Genomic DNA, 19,697 nt, shown 5'->3' with positions numbered 1-19,697 from the left:
GTTGGCAAAGGAGCTGACATGACACGCCCCTCGCTTTTTCTCGGCCTTGCCGCATTCGCTGCTGCCGCCTCCGTGCGGGCGGGCGAACTACCGGCGGAGATCAAACAGACCGGTGCATTGAAGCTGACGGTCAATTCGACCTATGCTCCGATGGAGTACCGTGATCCCAAGACGAACGAACTCGTTGGCCTCGACATCGATCTGGCCAATGAACTTGCCAAGCGGCTCGGCGTCAAAATCGTCTGGAGCGAAACGCCGTTCGCCGAACTCATCCCGTCGCTGCAGACCAAGCGCGCCGATTTCATCATCAGCGGCATTTCCGACCGTAACTCACGGCGCGAGACCGCCGACTTCATCGACTACCTGACCACCGGACCGCAGTTCTTCGTTCTGGACGGGCATGAGGCAATGGCCGCCGCAGATCTCTGCGGCAAGAAGGTTGGCACCACGCGCAGCACGAGCTTCCCGGTCGAGATCGAGAAGTGGAGCAAGCAGAACTGCGAGGCTGCAGGCAAGGCGGCCATTCAGTATGTTCCGGGCGAGAACTCGATCGACGTCCGCAACCAGCTCAAGCAGGGCCGCATCGACGCCGCCGTGCAGGGCAGCGAGACACTGCCCTATGCCCAGCAGCAGGAGGCAGGCAAGTACCGTGTTGTCGGCGAGCCCTTCGCAATCGGGTATCAGGGCATCATGTTCCGCAAGGACGATGCTGCCCTACGCGAGGTGGTGACGGAACATCTCGCGGCGATGATCGCTGACGGCTCCTACAAGAAGATCCTCGACAAATTTGGTTTGGGGGCGAATGCCGTCGCCAAGCCGATGATGAATGCGGCGCCGCAATGAGGGCGGCCCCGACGCTGGCGGAAGGCTTTCCCGATCTCTCGCAGATGCAGATCGCGCGGGAGATCCACTGGCGGCGGTGGCTGGCTGCGGCCGCGATCGTCGTGGTGCTGGCGGCTATCGCCCGTGCCTTTGCCGCCGGTCAGATCGAATGGTCCTATGTCAGCCGCTTCCTGACCGCGAAGGTGATCCTTGAGGGTATCGTCAACACCATGGTGATGGCGGTGCTCGCCATGGCGCTTGGCATCATCCTCGGCGTGGTCGTGGCAATCATGCGGCTGTCACCCAATCCGGTGCTGAAGTCGGTCGCTGCAGGCTACACCTGGCTGTTCCGTGGCACGCCGCTGATCCTGCAACTGCTGCTCTGGTTCAATCTCGCACTGGTGTTTCCGACCATCGGCATTCCCGGGCTGTGGACGGCACGCGCCGTCGACGTCATGACGCCCTTCCTCGCAGCGCTGCTCGGACTCGGCATCAACCAGGGCGCCTATACGTCGGAGGTGATGCGCGCCGGCATGCTGTCTGTCGATGCCGGGCAGTATGAGGCGGCGCAGGCGATCGGGATGGGGCGGCTCCGCGCGCTGCGGCGGATCATCCTGCCGCAGGCGATGCGCGTGGTGATACCGCCGCTCGGCAATGAATTCATCGGCATGGTGAAGGCGACCTCGCTCGCCAGCGTGATCCAGTATCCCGAGGTGCTGCATAACGCCGAGAATATCTACTACGCCAATTCGCGCGTCATCGAACTCCTGATCGTCGCCGGCTGCTGGTATCTGCTGGTGGTATCGATCCTGACCCCGCTGCAGATGCTGCTCGAGCGCCGCTTTGCGCGTGGAACGGCACGGATCAACCGATGACGAAGCCCCTCGTCGCGATCCGCTCCGTCAGCAAGGCCTTTGGAGAGTTCCAGGCTCTCAAGAATGTCTCGCTCGACGTGTGGCCCGGCGAGGTGCTTTGCCTGATCGGTGCGTCGGGCTCGGGCAAGACGACGCTGCTTCGTTGTATCAACCAGCTCACCATGATCGACAGCGGCGGCATCTGGCTGGATGGCGAACTGCTCGGCGTACGCGAAGAGGGTGGCAAGCTGCGCCGCCTGACCGAACGGCAGATCGCGCGCCAGCGGCTGAAAACCGGGATGGTGTTCCAGCGATTCAACCTGTTTCCGCACAAGACGGCGCTGGAGAACATCACGGAAGGACCGGTGCAGGTGCAGGGCCGCTCGCTGGACGAGGTCCGCGCCGAGGCGATCGAGCTGCTGCGCCGGGTCGAGCTTGCGACGAAAGCAGACTCCTATCCGTCGCAGCTCTCAGGCGGTCAGCAGCAGCGCGTGGCGATCGCGCGCGCACTGGCGATGAAGCCGATGCTGATGCTGTTCGACGAGCCGACCAGCGCGCTGGATCCCGAGCTCGTGGGCGAAGTGCTGTCGGTCATGAAGGAGCTCGCGCAGAGCGGCATGACCATGATGGTGGTGACACATGAGCTTGGTTTTGCCCGCGAGGTCGCTGATCGCGTCGTGTATATGGACCATGGCGCGATCCTGGAGTCCGGGCGCGCCGCTGATGTTCTCGGGGCACCGCGCGAGGCGCGCACGCAGGCATTTCTGGCGGCGGTGATTTGATGGGGGAGTTTGATGATCAGACTGATTGTCGCAGGCGTGCTTGGATTGGTCCTGGTCGGGCCGGCCTTTGCGATCGAGCTGCCAGCGGAGATTGCGAAGCGCGGCAGCATCAAGGTCGCAATCGTGCCGAACTATCCGCCGATGGAGTTCCGTGATCCCGCCACCAATGCGCTGGCCGGATTCGACGTCGATCTCGGCGAGGCGCTCGGCCGCAAGCTCGGCGTCAAGCTGGAGTGGGAAGAGACCAGCTTCGCGCAGTTCATGCCGTCGATCTCGTCCGGGCGGGTGGATGCGATCCTGTCCGGCTTTACCGACTATGCGACGCGGCATGAGGCGGCAACCTTCGTCGATTATCTGCGCAGCGGCCCGCAGTTCTTTGTGCAGAAATCTCGTGCGGCCGAGTTCAAGGACATGGCGGCGCTGTGCGGCAAGAAGGTCGGCGCCAGCCGCCGCACCATGTTTCCGGATCAGATCGCGGCGTGGAGCACGGCGCATTGCGGCAGCAACGCGATCGTATTCGTCGGCACGGAGGGCTCCGCCGACGCGCGCACGCAACTGAAGCAGGGGCGGATAGACGCGGCGGTCCAGGGCAATGAGACGCTGCCCTACATCATGGACCAGGAACCCGGCGCCTATGCGCCGGTTGGCCAGGCGATCGCGGCGCAGTTCACCGGGATCGCGTTGCCGGTCAAGGAGAAGGCACTGCAGCAGGCCTTGGTAGAGGCACTCGATGCGTTGATCGCCGACGGCACCTACCGCAGCCTGCTTGCAAAGTGGAAATTGAACGACAACGGCGTAGAGAAGGCGACCATCAATGCTGGACAGTAAGGCACTCCAGAGCATACCGCTCGTCCCGGCGAACACCGCGGACCCGGCACCGAACTATCCCTGGCCGAAGCCGTGGACGTCGGCAATGTTCCTGTCGTTCGACGTCGACGCGGAAAGCGCCTGGACCAGTAAGGACGCCGTCCACGCGCAGCGTCTGATCACCATGAGCTATGGCGGCTATGAGGCGCGGGTCGGCACGCCGAAACTTTTGGAGCTGCTCGACCAGCTCGATCTGAAGGCGACGTTCTTCGTTACGGGATGGTCGGTCGACGCGCATCCCGCGATGGCGGAATCCATCCTCAAGGCGGGCCATGAGATCGGCCATCATGGCTACCACCATCTACTGCCCGACCCCGGCGATCCCTGGATCGAGGAGGAGCTGGAGCGGGGGTTTGAGGCGCTGAAGCGCCGGCTCGGCGTCAAGCCGATCGGCTATCGCGCACCCTATGGCGAGTTCACTGAGGAGCTGCGCCGAGCGCTGGTCCGGCACGGCATCGTCTACACCTCCTCGTTCCGCGACGACGTCCGGCCCTATCGCCATCGCCTCGCGGACGGCAAGCCCGGTGCGATCGAGCTGCCGGTCACCGCAAGCTATGACGACTGGATGCACGGCCTCTCGGCGCGGTTCAGCCCGCGCTCGATCTTTCCCAAGGAGCATGTGCTCTCGATCTGGAAGGACGAGCTTGACGAGGTCCGCGACTGGGGCGCGATGGTGACCACGGTGCTGCATCCGCAATGCAGCGGCCGTCCGATGCGACTCCGTCTGCTCCGCGAGTTCCTGACCTACGCCAAATCCTGCCCGGACGTATGGATCACGACCGGGGAGGCGATCGCAGCAAACTTCCAGCACCACGAAACGGCGGGTCAATCGCGCTGATGAGCAGGGGCAAGTCGTCGATGCAGCTCTCCCGCCGGTCCCTATTGCGCGCTGCGGCGGTGGCGCCCGCGCTGTCATTTCCGGGTATCGTGCGCGCGCAATCGCAGTCCACGCTGCGCTTCATCCCGGTGATCGATCTGGCGTTCGTCGACCCGATTTATTCCACCGCACAGGTGTCGCGCAACCATGGCTTCATGGTCTACGACACGCTCTATGGCATCAATTCGGCGCTGGAAGTCTCGCCGCAGATGGTCTCGGGCCACGTCGTCTCCAATGACGGCAAGCAATGGGACCTGACGCTGCGCGACGGGCTGTTCTGGCATGACGGCGAGCGGGTGCTGGCGCGGGACTGTGTTGCCAGTATCCGCCGCTGGGCCTCGCGCGACGGGTTCGGCGGCGAATTGATGGCGGCCACCGAAGAGCTGTCCGCGCCGGATGACCGTACCATCCGCTTTCGCTTGCGGCGGCCGTTCCCGCTGCTGCCGCAGGCGCTCGGCAAGGCCGCGGTGCATGCCGCTTTCATGATGCCCGAGCGGTTTGCGAGCCAGGATCCACTCAAGCCGATCACCGAAGTGATCGGCAGCGGGCCGTTCCGCTTCATGGCGGATGAGCGCGTGCCGGGCGTACGCAACGCCTATGCCCGGTTCGAGCGCTATCAACCTCGCCAGGACGGCAAGCCGGAGTGGACCGCCGGTCCCAAGGTCGTGCACTATGACCGCGTTGTGTGGACGACGACGCCGGACCCGGGGACCGCCGTGGCGGCCCTCCAGACTGGCGAGCAGGATTGGCAGGAAACCACGCCACACGATTTGCTACCCGTGCTGAAGCAATCCGATGAGGTCGAAACGCGTGTGCTCGATCCTCGCGGCTATGCGTGCATGCTCCGCGTCAATCACCTGCAGCCGCCGTTCGACAATCCGGCGATCCGCCGTACGCTGCTCGGTGCGATCGATCAGGCCGACTTCATGACCGCGGTCGCGGGCGGAGATCCGGCGTATCAGCTCTCGCCGATCGGCTACTTCGCACCGGGAACGCCGATGGCCAATGACGTCGGGCTCAGCGTCTTCCGCGGCCCGCGCGATATGGCCAAGGTGAAGGCCGATCTGGCAGCGGCTGGCTACAATGGCGAGAAGGTCGTGCTGCTGTCGCCGAGCAATTCGGCCGCGCAAAAGCCGCTTGGCCAGATCGCCGCCGACATGCTGCGGAGGGCCGGGATGAACGTCGACCATCAGGCGCTCGACTTCGCGGTCGTGCTGCAGCGCCAGCTCAAGAAGGATCCAATCGACAAGGGCGGTTGGAGCGCTGCCGTCGGCAATTGGCAAGGCATCGACTGGCTCAACCCGGCCGGTAACACCAATCTGCGCGGCGAAGGCAAAGTCGCCGGATGGTACAGCAGCGAGAAGATGGGCGGCCTGCGCGGCCGGTGGCTCGCGGCTTCCTCGCTCGAAGAGCAACAGCGGATATGCCGCGAGATCCAGGCGCTGGCGTTTGAAGAGATTCCGTATTTCCCGATCGGCCTGTACAAGCAACCGACCGCTTACCGCAAGAGTATCACCGGCATCCTCGACGGCACCGCGGTCTTCTGGAATGTGCGTCCATCATGAGCAGCATCGCGATCTTCGGCAGCTACGTGTTATCCCGCCGCGACGATACGCAGGATGTGCTTCGCGATCATTGGGTGCTGATCGAGGGCAAGAAGGTCGCGGCTATCACCAAGGACAGGCCGTCCGCCGCCGAGGTACATGATCGTCCCGGCCGCTTCATCCTGCCGGGCCTGATGAACTTGCACAATCACTGTTTCAGCGAGGCGGTGGCGCGCAGCCACACCGAAGACGGCAACGGTCGGCGCAACAATCAGAGCATCGTCTATACGGTGCTGTTGCCGCTGACCAAACGCGGCGCCGATCTGCTCTCGGCCGAGGAGCGCCTTGCGGTCGCGCGGCTCGGCATCTTGCAGTTACTCAAGGGCGGGGCGACCACGGTGTTGGAGCCGTTCCGCAACACGATTCCCGAGATGTTCGACGCCGCCGAGGAGATGGGAATCCGATTCTATGGCGCGCCGTATCTGTTCTCGACCTCGGACGCCAAGGCCGGCCCGGACGGTGTGGTCAGATACGCCGGTGACGACGGCGCGGTCGACCTCGCCACTTGGAACATGCTCTATCAGCGCTGGAACGGGTGTGGTGAGGGACGGATTGGCCTCGCGATGAGCCCGCATGCGACCGACACCTGCGGACCCGATCTGCTGCGTGCTTGTGCGGCACGGGCCCGCGAGCTCGGCGTTCCCATCACTACCCACCTGGCGCAAAGCCGCGCCGAGGTGGAAACGATTGGCAAGCGTTATGACGGCCGCACGCCGGCCGAATATCTCGATTGGCTGGGCCTGCTGGCTCCTGATCTTCTCGCAGCGCATTGCATCGCAAGCTCCGACAGCGATCTGAAGCTGATGGCGGCGCGGGGCGCTGCGGTGTTGAATTGCCCGCGGGTGTTTGCGCGATCCGGCGTCACGGCGGCGTTCGGCCGGTTTGCCGAACATGGCGTGCGCACCGTGGTCGGCACCGACGGCTACAACATGGACCTGCTTGGCGAGCTCAATGCGGCCTCGATGATCTCCAAGCTTGCGCTGCAGCGGGCCGACGTCGCGAGCGCGCCCGACCTGATCGAGGCGGTGACTGCGACCGCGGCTGCGCTGGTGAAGCGTCCGGATCTCGGGGCGATTGCGCCCGGCGCAACGGCCGATCTGACCGTCATTGACATGACCCATCCGCACCTGCAGCCGCTGTTCGATCCGCGCCGCGCGCTGATCGCGCTCGGCAACCGCGCCAATGTCGATCAGGTCATCGTCGACGGCCGCTTGCTGATCGATGCGGGACGCTATGTTCACGGCGACGAGGCTGTGATCACCACCGCGGGGGCTGCCGCGATCGGCAGGATCTGGGACCTGCCGGAAGCGCAGGCCGCGTTCAATGGCTGAGGTCCCGCCGCACGATTTGCAAGGAGAACAACAACCATGCGCATGATCAACGTCGCCGCGGCCCAGATGGGCCCGATCCAGCGCGCGGAGGGGCGCGATGTCGTGGTCAGGCGCATGCTCGCGCTGATGGATGAGGCCAAGGCGAAAGGCGCGGACCTGATCGTCTATCCCGAGCTCGCGCTGACCACTTTCTTCCCGCGTTGGTACATGGAGAACCGCGCCGACGCCGATGGCTGGTTCGAGCGCGAGATGCCCAATGACGCCGTGCGGCCGCTGTTCGATCGCGCGGCCCGCCACGAGATCGCGATGAGCTTTGGCTATGCCGAACTGACGCCGGACGGCCATCATTTCAACACCGCGATCCTCACCGACCGCAGCGGCAATATCGTTGGCAAATACCGCAAGATCCATTTGCCCGGCCATGCCGAGTTTGATCCGGAACGTACACACCAACATTTGGAGAAACGCTATTTCGAGCCGGGCGATCTCGGCTTTCCGGTCTGGCGCAATCTCGGCGGCATCATGGGCATGGCCGTCTGCAACGACCGCCGTTGGCCGGAAACTTATCGCGTGATGGGCCTGCAGGGCGTCGAGATGGTGCTGATCGGCTACAACACGCCGTCGGTCAACGCGCAGAAGGGTGACGAAGGGCCGGAGAAGCGGCTGTTCCACAACCGCCTTTCGGCGCAGGCCGGCGCCTACCAGAATTCCTGCTGGGTGATTGCGGTCGCCAAGGCCGGTGACGAGGACGGCCATCGCTTGATCGGCGGCAGCATCATCGTCAATCCGGACGGCGAGATTGTCGCCGAGGCCAAGACGGAGGATGACGAACTGCTGGTGCATCCCTGCGATCTCGACGCCACCGCGTTCGGCAAAGAGACGATCTTCAATTTCGCCGCCCATCGTCGCACCGAGCATTATGGCCTGATCACCAGCCGTACCGGCGCGATCCCGCCGCCGTGAGCTGAAGGTCGTGTAGCGATGACGAGCCTTTCCTTTCGCGACCTTGCGCCTCGGGACCGCTACAAGCTGCTGTGCGGCGTGGTGGTGCCGCGACCGATCGCCTTCGTCACGACGATGGACGAGAACAGCGCCCTGAACGCGGCGCCGTTCAGCTTCTTCAACGTGTTCTCCGAGGACCCGCCGTTGATCGTGCTCGGCCTGCAGCATCATCCCGACGGCCGGTTCAAGGACACCACGCGCAACATTCACCGCACCGGCGAATTCGTCCTGCATATGGTGGACGAGGCGCTGGCGAAAGCAATGAACGACTGCGCGGTGGACTTTCCCTCCGGCGAGAGCGAGGTGGCGGCCGTGGGTCTGACGACGCAGGCCAGTGCCGAGGTCAAGGTGCCGCGGCTGGCTGCGGCACCCTTTGCGCTGGAGTGCCGGCGGCAGGTCTCGCTCGCATTTGGTCCAGGCCGCGAGTTGCTGGTCGGCGAGGTCTTGCATCTGCATGCCCGCGAAGGTCTGCTCGATCCGGCGCGGATGTACGTCGACATGGCGACCTATCAGCCCATCGGACGGCTGTTCGGCAATCTCTATTCGACCCAGCGCGACATGTTCGCGATGGACCGCGAGAGCTACGACGATTGGCAAGAGAGGCGGGCGCGTGAAGCACGCTAGCCCGCCAATCACCGCGTCACGACGCGCCGAATTGCACGGCGCCCAGCGCCATGGTGACGGCGGCCTGGGTCGGATCGATCACGGGAATGCCGAGTGCGTCCTCGAGCGGCTTGCGATGGCGCGCCATGCCCGCGCAGCCCATCACGATGGCGCCGGCACCATCTTCTTCTTTCAGGGCGCGGCCGACCGCGATCATCTTCGCGAGCGTGCCTTCGCCCGATGCGGTTTCCGCAACGCTCATGTCGAGCGGACGCTCGCCGGCCAGCCGATCCAACAGGCCCATCTGGCGCAGATAGCGCATGTGCCGGCGGATCGAGCGCTGCGCGATCGCAATCACGCCAAAAGTCTCGGCGCGGGTCAGTGCAGTCAGCACGCCGCATTCGGCAATGCCCAGCACCGGCCGCGTGGTCGCCTCGCGGCAAACATGCAGGCCGGGATCGCTGTAGCAGGCGATCACGAAGGCTGCCGACTCGTTGTCGCCGGCGACGGTGCGCCGCAGCGGCATCACCACGCTTTCGGCGTCGGCCTGGCTTTCGATGCCGTAGGGTCCTTCGGCCAAAGTCTCGCACACAATCTCTGGACCGTCGGCAAAGGACAGCGGCTTCAACGCCTCGGCAAGCCCGGCGGTGACCACGCGGTTGGAGTTCGGATTGATGACCATGATGCGCGGTCGGGGCATGGGAGGTTCCTGTTTGGGCAGTGTTGACGGTGCGAAACAGAGGCAATCACTATGCCATGGGCAGCATGAAGCGGTCATGCGTAGGACGCAAGGGCGCGCCGCGACGAAAACAGGCGCCGATGAATTTCGAAAGTTACGCAAGGAGACACCGTCATGACCGAACCCGCCTATGACCTGATCATCCGCGGTGGACGCGTCGCCACGACCACCGACGTGTTCGAGGCAGACGTGGCGATCGCAGGCGAGGCCATCGTCGCGGTCGGACGGGGGCTCGGTCCGGCCAAACGGGAGATCGACGCGCGCGGCAAGCTCGTGCTGCCCGGCGGCGTCGACAGCCATTGTCATATCGAGCAGTTGTCTGCTGCCGGCATCATGAATGCCGATACCTTCGAGAGTGCCACGACGTCGGCGGCCTTCGGCGGCACGACCTCGGTCATCTCCTTTGCCGCGCAGCATGTCGGGATGCAATTGGGGCAGGTGCTGGAGGACTATCACGCGCTGGCGCGCAGAGGCGCGGTGATCGACTACGCGTTTCACATGATCATCGCCGATCCGACCAAGGAAACGCTGGAGTGCGACCTTCCGCTGCTGATCCGTCAGGGCCATGGCTCGATCAAAATCTTCATGACCTATGACCGACTGAAGATCGACGACGAGCCGCTGCTCGACATTCTCGTTGCCGCGCGCGAGGGCGGCGCGATGCTCTGCGCCCACGCCGAGAACCACGGCATCATCTCCTGGATGGTGAAACGGCTGTTGGCGCGCGGCTACTCTCATCCGAAATATCACGCGATCAGCCATGCGCGCTTTTCGGAAGCCGAAGCGTTCAACCGCCTGATCGGCATGGCGGCGCTGGTCGACCAGCCGATCATGATCTTCCATGTATCGACCGCCGAGGGCGCGCAGACGATCCGCGATGCCCGCGGGCAGGGGTTGAAAGTATTTGCCGAGACCTGCCCGCAATATCTGTTCCTCACCGCCGACGATCTCGACAAGCCGGGCGCGGAGGGTGCCAAATGGATGTGCAGCCCGCCACCGCGCCGCAAGGACGATCAGGAGGCGCTGTGGAAGGCGTTGGCGCTCGGCGACTTGCAAACCATCTCCTCCGACCATGCGCCGTATCGCTTCGACGAGACCGGCAAGCTGCGCGCCGGGCCGAACCCTAACTTCAAGCAGGTGGCCAACGGCCTGCCGGGCCTCGAGATGCGGTTGCCGCTGCTGTTCGACGCGATGGTTTCCAAGGGGCGGCTCGGCCTGGAGAAATTCGTCGAGCTGACCGCGACCGCGCCGGCCAAGATCTACAATCTGCATCCGCGCAAGGGCTCGATCGCCGTTGGCGCTGACGCCGATATCGCGATCTGGGATCCCGATCGCCGCGTTACCGTCACCGACGCGATGATGCATGATCTGGCCGGCTACACGCCGTTCGCCGGCCGTTCGCTGCAGGGCTGGCCGGTGACGGTGCTCTCCCGCGGCCGCGTCATCGTCGAGAGTGGCAAACTGAACGCGTCGCCGGGCTCCGGCCGCTTCCTTGCCCGCAGCGGTGGCGAGGCGGCGAAGCCGACCGGTCGATTGGTCGCGGACATGAGCCCCGAGCAGAATTTTGGCGCCAAGCTATTGTGAGTGGTCAGCGCGATGAACGTGGTGATCTTCGGCGGCGCAGGTTTTGTCGGGCTCAATATCGCGGAGCTGCTGCTTGCCCGCGGCTATGAGGTCACGCTGTTCGATCAGGCCGAATTGCCGGCGGAGGCGCGCTGCGCCTTTGCACCTTACGGTGAACGCTTGCGTGTGCTGCGAGGGGACGTGACCGACCGCAGCGCGGTTGAAGCTGCAGTCGGGGCGGCATGCGATGCCGTGGTGCTGGGCGCCGCGATCACGGCAGGCGCAGCGCGCGATGCCGCCGAGCCGGAGCGTATCCTGGCCGTCAATCTGCTGGCGCAGGTGCCGATCCTGACCGCTGCGAGCAAAGCAAACGTGCGGCGGGTGATCAACTTGTCGTCCGCTGCAAGCTATGGCGCGAGCGGCCGGCATTATCCGCTGCTCGAAGAGACGACGACCTGCGATCCGCAATCGCTGTATGCGATCACGAAGTTCGCCTCCGAGCGTGTGATGGCGCGGCTCTCCGACCTGTGGCAGGCTGATGTGATCAGCGTCCGGCTCTCGGGCGTGTTCGGCCCGCACGAGCGTGCCGGCGGTTTCCGCGACACGCCGTCGCCGCAGGCGCTGATCGTGGATTGCGCGCGGCGGGGCGCGCCGGCGTTGCTCAGCGAGCCCGGCGCGCGGGACTGGGTCTATGCAGCCGACGTCGCCGATGCCGTCGGCGTGCTGCTCGATGCCGCCCAGCCTCGCCACAAGCTTTACAATATCTCGAGCGGCGTAACCTTCACCGCCGAAGCCTGGGGCAAGGCTTTTGCTGACCCGGACGGCGGTTTCGTTTGCCGCGTGGCTGTCTCCGGTGAGACACCAACCGTGACGGTGCACGGCCTGACCCGGGCGCCGCTATCGGTACAGCGCATGGCCGACGAATTCGGATGGCGCGCCAAATATGGCTGCGAGGAGTCCGCCGAGCATATGCGGCGCTGGTTGCATGAGCACGATCGGGGAGGCGCCTGAGATGAAGCTGGCGGGCAGGGTGGCCATCATCACAGGCGGCGGCTCCGGGATCGGCCGGGCCAGCGCCGTTCTGTTCGCCCGCGAAGGCGCCTTCGTTGCGCTGGTCGATCGCGATGCCGACGGTGCGGCCGAAACGCTGGCCATGCTTCGCCAACAGGGTGGCAGCGGCAGCGTCCATGTCGGTGATGTCGGTGACGCCGATTTTGCAAGCGCCACCGTCGAAAGTGTCGCAACAAGCCGCGGCAGGCTCGACGTGCTGATGACCTCTGCCGGCTTCTCCTGCGGTGGCACCGTGATCACGACCTCACCAACGGATTGGGACGCGGTATTCCGCGCCAATGTCGGCGGCACCTGGTTGTGGGCGCGAGCGGCCGTGCCGGTCATGCAGCGGCAAGGCAAGGGCGCCATCGTCACGTTGGCGTCGCAGCTGGCGATCGCCGGCGGCAAGGGCAACAGCGCCTATATTGCTGCCAAGGGGGCCATCGTCAGCCTGACCCGCACCATGGCGGTCGATTTCGCCACCGATGGCATCCGCGTCAACGCGTTGGCGCCCGGCGCGATCGACACGCCGCTGCTACGCCGCAGTTTTGCACGTCATGCCGATCCCGAGCCGGTGCGCGAAGCCTCGCGGCAGCGTCACGCCATGAAGCGATTCGGCAGCGCCGACGAAGTGGCCGCGGCCGCGCTCTATCTCGCCGGTGACGATTCCTCCTTCGTCACCGGTACCGTGCTTCCAGTCGATGGCGGGTGGCTCGCGGCATGAGTGATGGTCTTGCAGCACTCGCGGTTCAGGTCCGCGCCGATCTTGCCAAGACGGCGCATCCGAGCATGCCCTGGCTGACGCCGATGACTGCTCCCGATGGCGGCCGCGCTCTGGATGTGCTCATTGTTGGGGCCGGTCAATCGGGTCTTGCGACGGCTTTCGGCCTGCAGCGCTCACAGGTCACCAACATCCTCGTGCTCGACAAGGCGGATAAGGACTTCGAAGGCCCCTGGCTGACCTATGCGCGGATGCCGACCCTGCGCAGTCCAAAGGATTACACCGGACCTGATCTCGACCTGCCAAGCCTGACCTATCAGGCCTGGCATGAGGCCAAGTTCGGAATGGAGAGCTGGCGCGATCTTGGTCTGATCCCGCGCGAATATTGGGCGGCCTATTTGTTGTGGTACCGCAAGGTGCTTGATTTGCCGGTGCGCAATGGCTGCGAGGTGACCGATATCGCACCCGGGGTAAACGGCCTGCTGCAGGCAACAGTGAGGACTGCTCGTGGCGAGGAGATGCTTTACGCCCGCAAGATCGTGCTCGCGACAGGACAGGAAGGCATGGGCGATTGGGGCATTCCCGAACCGTTGCAGCATCTGCCGTCGTCGCGATGCGTCACCTGCGCGGCGCCGACAGATTTTACCGCGCTACGCGGCAGGCGAGTCGCGGTGATTGGCGCAGGCGCCTCGGCCTTCGATAACGCGGCGATGGCACTCGAGGCAGGTGCGGGCGCCGTGCATTTGCTATGCCGGCGCGCTGCGATCCAGCTGGTGCAGCCCTATCGATGGCTGACCTTCCGCGGCTTCCTCAGGCACTTCTCCGAGCTCGACGATTCCTGGCGCTGGCGCTTCATGCGTGCGATCCTCGAGCTGCGCGAGGGATTTCCGCAAGCCACCTATGATCGCTGCGCCCAACATGCGACATTCCATCTGCGCGAGGGCGCACCTGTCGAGGGAGCGCGGGACACCGTTGACGGCGTGCTGCTGCGCACGCCACGTGGCGAGATCGCGGTCGATTTCGTTATCTGCGCCACCGGTGTCATGATGGATTTCGCCGGTCGCCCCGAACTGAAGCGGTGCGCCGATAACATCGCGCGCTGGGCCGACTGCTACACGCCGCCGCCGCAGGAACAGAGCCCGCGCCTTGGCGCCTTTCCTTATCTGTCGGACGATTATGCCTTCCGCGAGCGCGCGGCTGGGCGAACGCCGTGGATCTCCGACATTCACCTGTTCGCCATCGCCTCGACCATGAGCTTTGGTCCGTCCGGCTCCTCGATCAATGCGATGACGACGGCGGTGCCGAAGCTGGTCCATGGCCTCACGCGCGGCCTGTTCCGCGCCGATATCGACAAGCACTGGGCGGCATTCCAGGCCTATGATGTACCTCAGGCTGTGATCCGGCGCGCACGCCGGCGACTGCGGCGGGGGACGCGTGACGACGGCAAGCAAACGAGCATCCTGCCGATGCATCCCACTGCGACGAAGAAGCATGCCAAACTGCCCGCTTCTGGCACATGATTTGCTGCCATTTCGGGCGTGCGCGGCCTAACAAAGGACAGAAGCGATGTACCCCGTGATTTCCAGGCATCTGATTTCGGCGTCCGCCGTTCTTCTTTCGGTGACATTGATTGCGCCCGCGGCCCATGCGCAGAGCCGCGCTGAGACCTTGCGCTACGTGACGGCGGCAACGGTCAACACGCTCGATCCCAACATTCCCGGCTCGACCCGCGAAGCCTTCGCGCTCAGTATGAGCAGCTATGACCGGCTGGTGTCGTTCGGCCGCAAGCAGCTCAACGGCAAATGGGTGTTCGATCTCGATACCATGAATGGCGAGCTCGCGGAGTCCTTCAGCGTCAGCCCCGATGGCTTGAAGCTCACCTTCAAGCTCCGTCCTGAGGCCAAGTTCCATGACGGCTCGCCGGTCACTGCAGAAGACGTGAAATGGTCGCTCGACCGCTGCGTCACCGCGCCGGTGCTCGGCAAGGCGCAATTGCTGACGGGCTCGATGACCAGCGCCGACCAGTTCAAGGTGATCGATCCCCTGACCTTGGAAGTGACCTTGCCGCGGCCCGACAAGCTGGCGCTGCCGAACCTTGCGACCGTCTATCCCATCATCATCAATTCCAAGCTCGTCAAGTCGCACGCGACGCCTGAGGATCCCTGGGCGCTGAGCTGGCTGAAGGAGAACGAGGCGGGCAGCGGCGCCTATATCGTCGAAACCTTCAAGCCGGGCGAGCAGGCGATCGCAAAGCGCAACGAGGCCTGGAATCGCGGCTCGCCGGACAAGCCGGCGTCTTTCAAGCGGCTGATCATCCAGTCGGTACCGGAGCCGGCGACGCGCGCCAATCTGGTCGAGCGCGGCGACGCCGACCTCGTGATCGACCTGCAGGCCAGCGACGTGCAGGCGCTGGAAGCCAAAGGCAAGCTGAAGGTGATTTCGACGCCGCAATACAATGCGGTGACCTTCATCTCGATGAACAACAAGATCCCACCGTTCGACAACGTCAACGTCCGCCGGGCAGTCGCCGCGGCGCTACCCTACGATGACATGTTCAAGGCGGCGCTGTTCGGCCGTGGTGCGCCGCTGTTCGGTGCCAGCTGGGCCGACGGCAAGCCACCGAGCGGCGGCTATCCGATTCCGCAACCGGTCAAGCTCGATCTGGAGAAGGCGCGGGCTTATCTGAAGGAGGCTGGCGTGCCCGAAGGTTTTGCCACGACCTTCAGCTTCAACGTCGGCCAGGCCTCGACTGCCGAGCCGATGGCCGCCCTGGTTAAGGAATCGCTGGAGAAGATCGGTATCAAGGTCGATATCCAGAAGCTGCCGGATGCGCAGATGTCGACCGCGATCAATGAGAAGAAGCTGCCCTTCTTCACCGAAGGCATCGTCGCCTGGCTGCCGTCGACCGATTATTTCTACCGCAACTTCTACACCGGCAATCAGCGCTGGAACTATTCCTCCACGGACAATGCCGAGTTGGAGAAGATTGCGCAGGCGGCGCGCTTCGAGCCGGACAAGGCGAAGTACGAGACGGAAGGCAAGGAGCTCAACGCCATCCATTTCGAGCAAATGTTCCAGGTCCCGCTCTGGCAGCCGGCGCAGGACGCGGTGATGGCCGCCAATCTCGACGGCTATGTCTACCAATTCACCCGCCAGGTGGATTACCGTAACCTGAGCCGCAAATAGCAGCGGAGCTGGGAGCGCGGCGGAGACCATGGGCACGATCGGTGCAACTTTGATCCGGGCCGGGCGGCGGTTTCTCTCGTCGCTGCCGGCGCTGTTCGGCGTGCTGGTCTTCACCTTCCTCCTGATGCGGGTGTTGCCAGGCGATCCCGCCGTGTTCTTTGCCTCCGGTCCCAGTGCCGGCAAGGAGGAGATCGAGATCGTCCGCAAGCAGCTCGGGCTGGACCGGTCGTTGCCGGAGCAGCTTGGCATCTATCTCTACGATGTCGGCCGCGGCAATCTCGGTCGGTCCATGATGACGGGGCAGCCGGTCGCCAAGGACCTGCGGCAGCGGCTGCCGGCCTCGCTCGAGCTCACGCTGACCGCGCTCGTGATCGCGCTGATCGCGGCGGTGCCGCTCGGCGTGCTGGCCGCGCTGCGGCCGAACTCGCTGATCGATCACGGTGTACGGCTGTTCTGCTCGCTCGGTGTCTGCGTGCCGACCTTCGTCTCCGGACTGCTGCTGATCTATGTGTTCTACTATCTGCTGGGCCTTGCCCCCGATCCGACGGGACGGCTCGACGTCTTCGCCTCGGTGCCGCCGGCGCGCACCGGCTTCCTGATGGTGGATTTCCTGCTCGCGGGTGACTTCGAGGGCTGGTGGGCCGCGGCACGTCAGTTGATGTTGCCGGCCTTCACGATGGCGCTGTTCGTGATCGCGCCGCTCGCCCGCATCACTCGCGCCTCGATGCTGGTGTCGCTCGGCAGCGATTTCGTGCGTACCGCGCGCTCGATCGGCCTGTCGCGCTGGCAGATCGTGGTGACCTATGCGCTGCGGAATGCAATCCTGCCCGTGATCACCATCGCCGGCATCGTGTTCTCGACCATGCTCGGTGCCAATGTGCTGGTCGAGAAAGTGTTCTCCTGGCCGGGCGTTGCGTCCTACGCGCTCGATGCGCTGTTGGTCTCCGACTATGCGCCGGTGCAGGGCTTTGTGCTATTGATGGCCAGCATCTTCGTCGTGGTCAATCTCCTGGTCGATGTGCTCTACGGCATCGCCGATCCCAGGGCGACGGTCGCATGAGCCTGACAGAAACATCGTCGGCGCTGCGTCACGCCGTGTGGGTGCTGCGCGGCAATCTGGTCACCGCGACCGCCGCCGCCGGGGCGATATTGCTGGCGCTGATCGCGATCTTCGGCCCCATGCTGGTGCCCTATGATCCCGTCGCTTCGGACGTGCCGCGCGCGCTGCAGCCGCCGAGCGCACTACACTGGGCCGGCACCGACCAGCTCGGCCGCGATGTCTTCAGCCGATTGATCGTCGCCACGCGGCTCGATCTCGCCATTGCCGTGACAGCCGTCAGCGTATCCTTCGTGATCGGCGCGGTGATCGGCTCGCTCTGCGGCTATGTCGGCGGCAAGCTCGATCGTGCGATCGGCCGGTTCGTCGACGTTCTGATGGCCTTTCCGCTGTTCGTGCTCGCCATGGCCATGGTCGCCGCGCTCGGCAACCGGGTCGAGAATATCGTCATCGCGACCGCGATCATCAATTTGCCGTTCTACATCCGCTTCGCTCGCGCGGAGGTGAACATCCGCCGCAATCTCGGATGGGTCGAGGCGGCGCGTGCCTGCGGCGACGGGCATGTCTCCGTCGTGCTGCGCTTCTTGCTACCCAACGTGCTGCCGGCGATGGCAGTGCAGATGTCGCTCAATCTCGGCTGGGCGATCCTCAATGCCGCGGGCCTCTCCTTCATCGGCCTGGGCGTCAAGCCGCCGACGCCGGAGTGGGGCATCATGGTCGCCGAGGGCGCACGCTTCATCTCGACCGGCCGCTGGTGGCTGGTGTCGTTTCCGGGTCTGGCCCTGATGCTGGCCGTGCTCTGCTTCAATCTGCTCGGCGATGGGTTGCGCGATATCCTCGATCCGCGCATGCGCACATGATGTCGCCACTGCTCGAAATCGATAATCTCGGCGTGACGTTCGCGACCCGACGCGGGCTCGTCGAGGCGCTGCGGGGCGTCTCGCTGTCGCTGCAGTCGGGTGAAATGCTCGGCCTCGTCGGCGAGAGCGGGTCCGGTAAATCCGTGACCGGATTCGCGGTCACTGGCCTGCTCGACAAGGCGGGCCGCATCACGGCCGGTCGTGTCAAGTTCAAGGGCCAGGACATCACGCGCGCGTCGGGGGCGGATCTCCGCAACTTGCATGGCGCTAACATGGCGATGATCTTCCAGAATCCGCGCGCCGCGCTCAATCCGATCCGTCCCGTCGGTGCCCAGATCTCCGATGCCATCCTTTCGCATCGGCGGCTCTCGAAACAGGAGGCGCGGGCCGAGGCGCTGAAGCTGTTGCACGCGGTGCAGATCCGCGATCCGGAGCGACGGCTGGACGCCTATCCGCACGAGCTCTCCGGCGGCATGTGCCAGCGCGTGATGATCGCGATCGCGATTTCCTGCAATCCATCGCTTCTGATTGCCGACGAGCCGACCACCGGCCTCGATGTTACGACACAGAAGGTGGTAATGGACCTCTTGGCGCGCGTCGTCGCCGAGCGCGGCATGACGACAATCCTCATTACCCACGACCTTGGTCTCGCGGCACACTATTGCCGACGCGTGGTGGTGATGGAGCAGGGGCGGCTCGTGGAAGAGGGCGCGCCCCAGACATTGTTTCGAGTGCCGCAGCACGCCTATACCAAGCGACTGGTTGCGTCATCGCCGACCGCGACATCGCGTGTCGGCGACCTCGTGCCGGCTGACGAAGCTCTGTCGGTTGTCGAGGTGAAGGAGCGGCCGACGCCCGCGCCGGGCACACCGCCGCTGCTCGACGTCCAGCACATCGTCAAGCGTTTTGACGATGGCGCCGCCGCAGTGGCGGATTTCTCGATGACCATGGCGGCGGGCGAGAGCGTCGGCCTGGTCGGTGAGTCCGGCTCGGGCAAGAGCACCACCGCGCGCATGATCTGCCGGCTGATCGATCCGAGCGAGGGCGATATCCTGTTCGACGGCTATTCGATCGCAAAGTTGCCAGCGCGCGATTTTCATCGCTCGTCGCTACGCAAGGAGATCCAGATCGTCTTTCAGGATCCGCATGAGAGCCTCAATCCGCGCTTTACCGCGTTCGACTGCATTGCCCATCCGCTGCTGCGGCTCACCGGCCTGCGCCCTGGCGACGCGCTGCGTTCCCGGGTCGAGGAGTGCGCCGACCGCGTCGGTCTGCCGCGAGAATTGTTGTCACGCTTCCCGCATCAATTGTCGGGTGGCCAGAAGGCACGTATCGGCATTGCCCGCGCCATTGCGTGCCGGCCGCGTTTGCTGGTGCTCGATGAGCCTACTGCGGCGCTCGACGTCTCGGTGCAGGCCGTGGTGCTGCAGCTGCTCGACCGGCTTCGGCGCGAGGACAATCTCGCCTTCCTGTTCGTTAGTCACGACCTCAACGTGGTGCGCATGATGTGCAGCCGTACCATCGTGCTGCGCGCCGGCGGCATCGTCGAGCAGGGCGAGAGCCTCGCTCTGTTTACCAATCCGCAGACTGATTACACGCGCGAGCTGATCGAAGCTATTCCACACATTGGTTCGCCTGCTTCGCTTCTGCCCGCCTGATTTCGCGATCTCGGTGTTTCGTTGATGGGGCTGGCGCTCACCCGACCGGACACGCATCGACGGTACGCGGTTCCCTGAGGTCGCCCGCTTCGATCAGCCTCTCCGACCGAGTTCGCAACAC

The 19,697-nt window shown here is 64.7% G+C and carries 18 protein-coding genes; 17 read left to right on the top strand and 1 reads right to left on the bottom strand.

Translation table 11 applies throughout. The features are described from left to right. Positions 1-18 precede the first annotated feature (18 nt). From AAE027_RS21820 to AAE027_RS21780, 9 genes are read left to right on the top strand one after another with little or no spacing between them, the layout of a single operon-like run. A complete protein-coding gene (locus AAE027_RS21820) occupies positions 19-843 on the top strand; it encodes an ABC transporter substrate-binding protein (RefSeq protein WP_370986539.1) in 825 nt (274 codons plus the stop codon). Further along, positions 840-1,697, top strand: coding sequence for an amino acid ABC transporter permease (locus AAE027_RS21815; RefSeq protein WP_370986540.1), 858 nt, complete (start codon positions 840-842; stop codon positions 1,695-1,697). Before AAE027_RS21820 ends, AAE027_RS21815 begins: the two co-directional genes overlap by 4 nt. Further along, complete coding sequence (locus AAE027_RS21810; RefSeq protein WP_370986541.1) at positions 1,694-2,458, top strand: amino acid ABC transporter ATP-binding protein; 765 nt, start codon at positions 1,694-1,696, stop codon at positions 2,456-2,458. Before AAE027_RS21815 ends, AAE027_RS21810 begins: the two co-directional genes overlap by 4 nt. A gap of 12 nt (positions 2,459-2,470) precedes the next feature. Continuing rightward, on the top strand, positions 2,471-3,286 hold the full coding sequence (locus AAE027_RS21805) for an ABC transporter substrate-binding protein (RefSeq protein WP_370986542.1): 816 nt from the start codon (positions 2,471-2,473) through the stop codon (positions 3,284-3,286). Then, a complete protein-coding gene (locus AAE027_RS21800; protein ID WP_370986543.1) occupies positions 3,273-4,163 on the top strand; it encodes a polysaccharide deacetylase family protein in 891 nt (296 codons plus the stop codon). The genes AAE027_RS21805 and AAE027_RS21800 overlap by 14 nt, the downstream gene beginning before the upstream one ends. 20 nt (positions 4,164-4,183) lie before the next feature. Beyond that, on the top strand, positions 4,184-5,767 hold the full coding sequence (locus AAE027_RS21795; RefSeq protein ID WP_370986544.1) for an ABC transporter substrate-binding protein: 1,584 nt from the start codon (positions 4,184-4,186) through the stop codon (positions 5,765-5,767). Then, entirely contained in the window at positions 5,764-7,137 is a 1,374-nt protein-coding gene (locus tag AAE027_RS21790) for an amidohydrolase family protein (protein ID WP_370986545.1), read from the top strand. Before AAE027_RS21795 ends, AAE027_RS21790 begins: the two co-directional genes overlap by 4 nt. Positions 7,138-7,173: 36 nt before the next feature. After that, entirely contained in the window at positions 7,174-8,100 is a 927-nt protein-coding gene (locus AAE027_RS21785; protein WP_370986546.1) for an N-carbamoyl-D-amino-acid hydrolase, read from the top strand. Positions 8,101-8,118: 18 nt separating this feature from the next. Next, a complete protein-coding gene (locus AAE027_RS21780) occupies positions 8,119-8,763 on the top strand; it encodes a flavin reductase family protein (RefSeq protein WP_370986547.1) in 645 nt (214 codons plus the stop codon). A 16-nt stretch (positions 8,764-8,779) separates the two neighbouring features. Here AAE027_RS21780 and AAE027_RS21775 read toward each other — a convergent pair whose 3' ends face one another. Beyond that, complete coding sequence (locus tag AAE027_RS21775) at positions 8,780-9,442, bottom strand: aspartate/glutamate racemase family protein (protein WP_370986548.1); 663 nt, start codon at positions 9,440-9,442, stop codon at positions 8,780-8,782. 153 nt (positions 9,443-9,595) lie between these two features. Between AAE027_RS21775 and hydA the strand changes: the two genes are divergently transcribed. Genes hydA through nikE form a run of 8 tightly spaced genes read left to right on the top strand, consistent with a single transcriptional unit; the run spans position 9,596 to position 19,576 of the window. After that, positions 9,596-11,065, top strand: a complete 1,470-nt coding sequence (hydA, locus tag AAE027_RS21770) for a dihydropyrimidinase (protein WP_370986549.1) — start codon at positions 9,596-9,598, stop codon at positions 11,063-11,065. 12 nt (positions 11,066-11,077) lie between these two features. Next, positions 11,078-12,055, top strand: a complete 978-nt coding sequence (locus AAE027_RS21765; protein ID WP_370986550.1) for an NAD-dependent epimerase/dehydratase family protein — start codon at positions 11,078-11,080, stop codon at positions 12,053-12,055. A gap of 1 nt (position 12,056) precedes the next feature. After that, positions 12,057-12,818 (top strand): SDR family oxidoreductase, encoded by a 762-nt coding sequence (locus tag AAE027_RS21760; protein ID WP_370986886.1) that lies wholly within the window; start codon positions 12,057-12,059, stop codon positions 12,816-12,818. Beyond that, a complete protein-coding gene (locus AAE027_RS21755; protein WP_370986551.1) occupies positions 12,815-14,335 on the top strand; it encodes an NAD(P)-binding domain-containing protein in 1,521 nt (506 codons plus the stop codon). Before AAE027_RS21760 ends, AAE027_RS21755 begins: the two co-directional genes overlap by 4 nt. A 46-nt stretch (positions 14,336-14,381) precedes the next feature. Continuing rightward, positions 14,382-16,001 (top strand): ABC transporter substrate-binding protein, encoded by a 1,620-nt coding sequence (locus AAE027_RS21750; protein ID WP_370986552.1) that lies wholly within the window; start codon positions 14,382-14,384, stop codon positions 15,999-16,001. A 28-nt stretch (positions 16,002-16,029) separates the two neighbouring features. Continuing rightward, positions 16,030-17,061, top strand: coding sequence for an ABC transporter permease (locus tag AAE027_RS21745; protein WP_370986553.1), 1,032 nt, complete (start codon positions 16,030-16,032; stop codon positions 17,059-17,061). Beyond that, on the top strand, positions 17,058-17,918 hold the full coding sequence (locus tag AAE027_RS21740) for an ABC transporter permease (RefSeq protein WP_370986554.1): 861 nt from the start codon (positions 17,058-17,060) through the stop codon (positions 17,916-17,918). Before AAE027_RS21745 ends, AAE027_RS21740 begins: the two co-directional genes overlap by 4 nt. Further along, on the top strand, positions 17,915-19,576 hold the full coding sequence (gene nikE, locus AAE027_RS21735; protein WP_370986555.1) for a nickel ABC transporter ATP-binding protein NikE: 1,662 nt from the start codon (positions 17,915-17,917) through the stop codon (positions 19,574-19,576). Before AAE027_RS21740 ends, nikE begins: the two co-directional genes overlap by 4 nt. Positions 19,577-19,697: the final 121 nt, after the last annotated feature.

The sequence above is a fragment of the Bradyrhizobium sp. DN3 genome (genome assembly GCF_041357655.1).
GTDB lineage: Bacteria > Pseudomonadota > Alphaproteobacteria > Rhizobiales > Xanthobacteraceae > Bradyrhizobium.
This window is presented reverse-complemented; position numbering and strand designations above follow the sequence as displayed.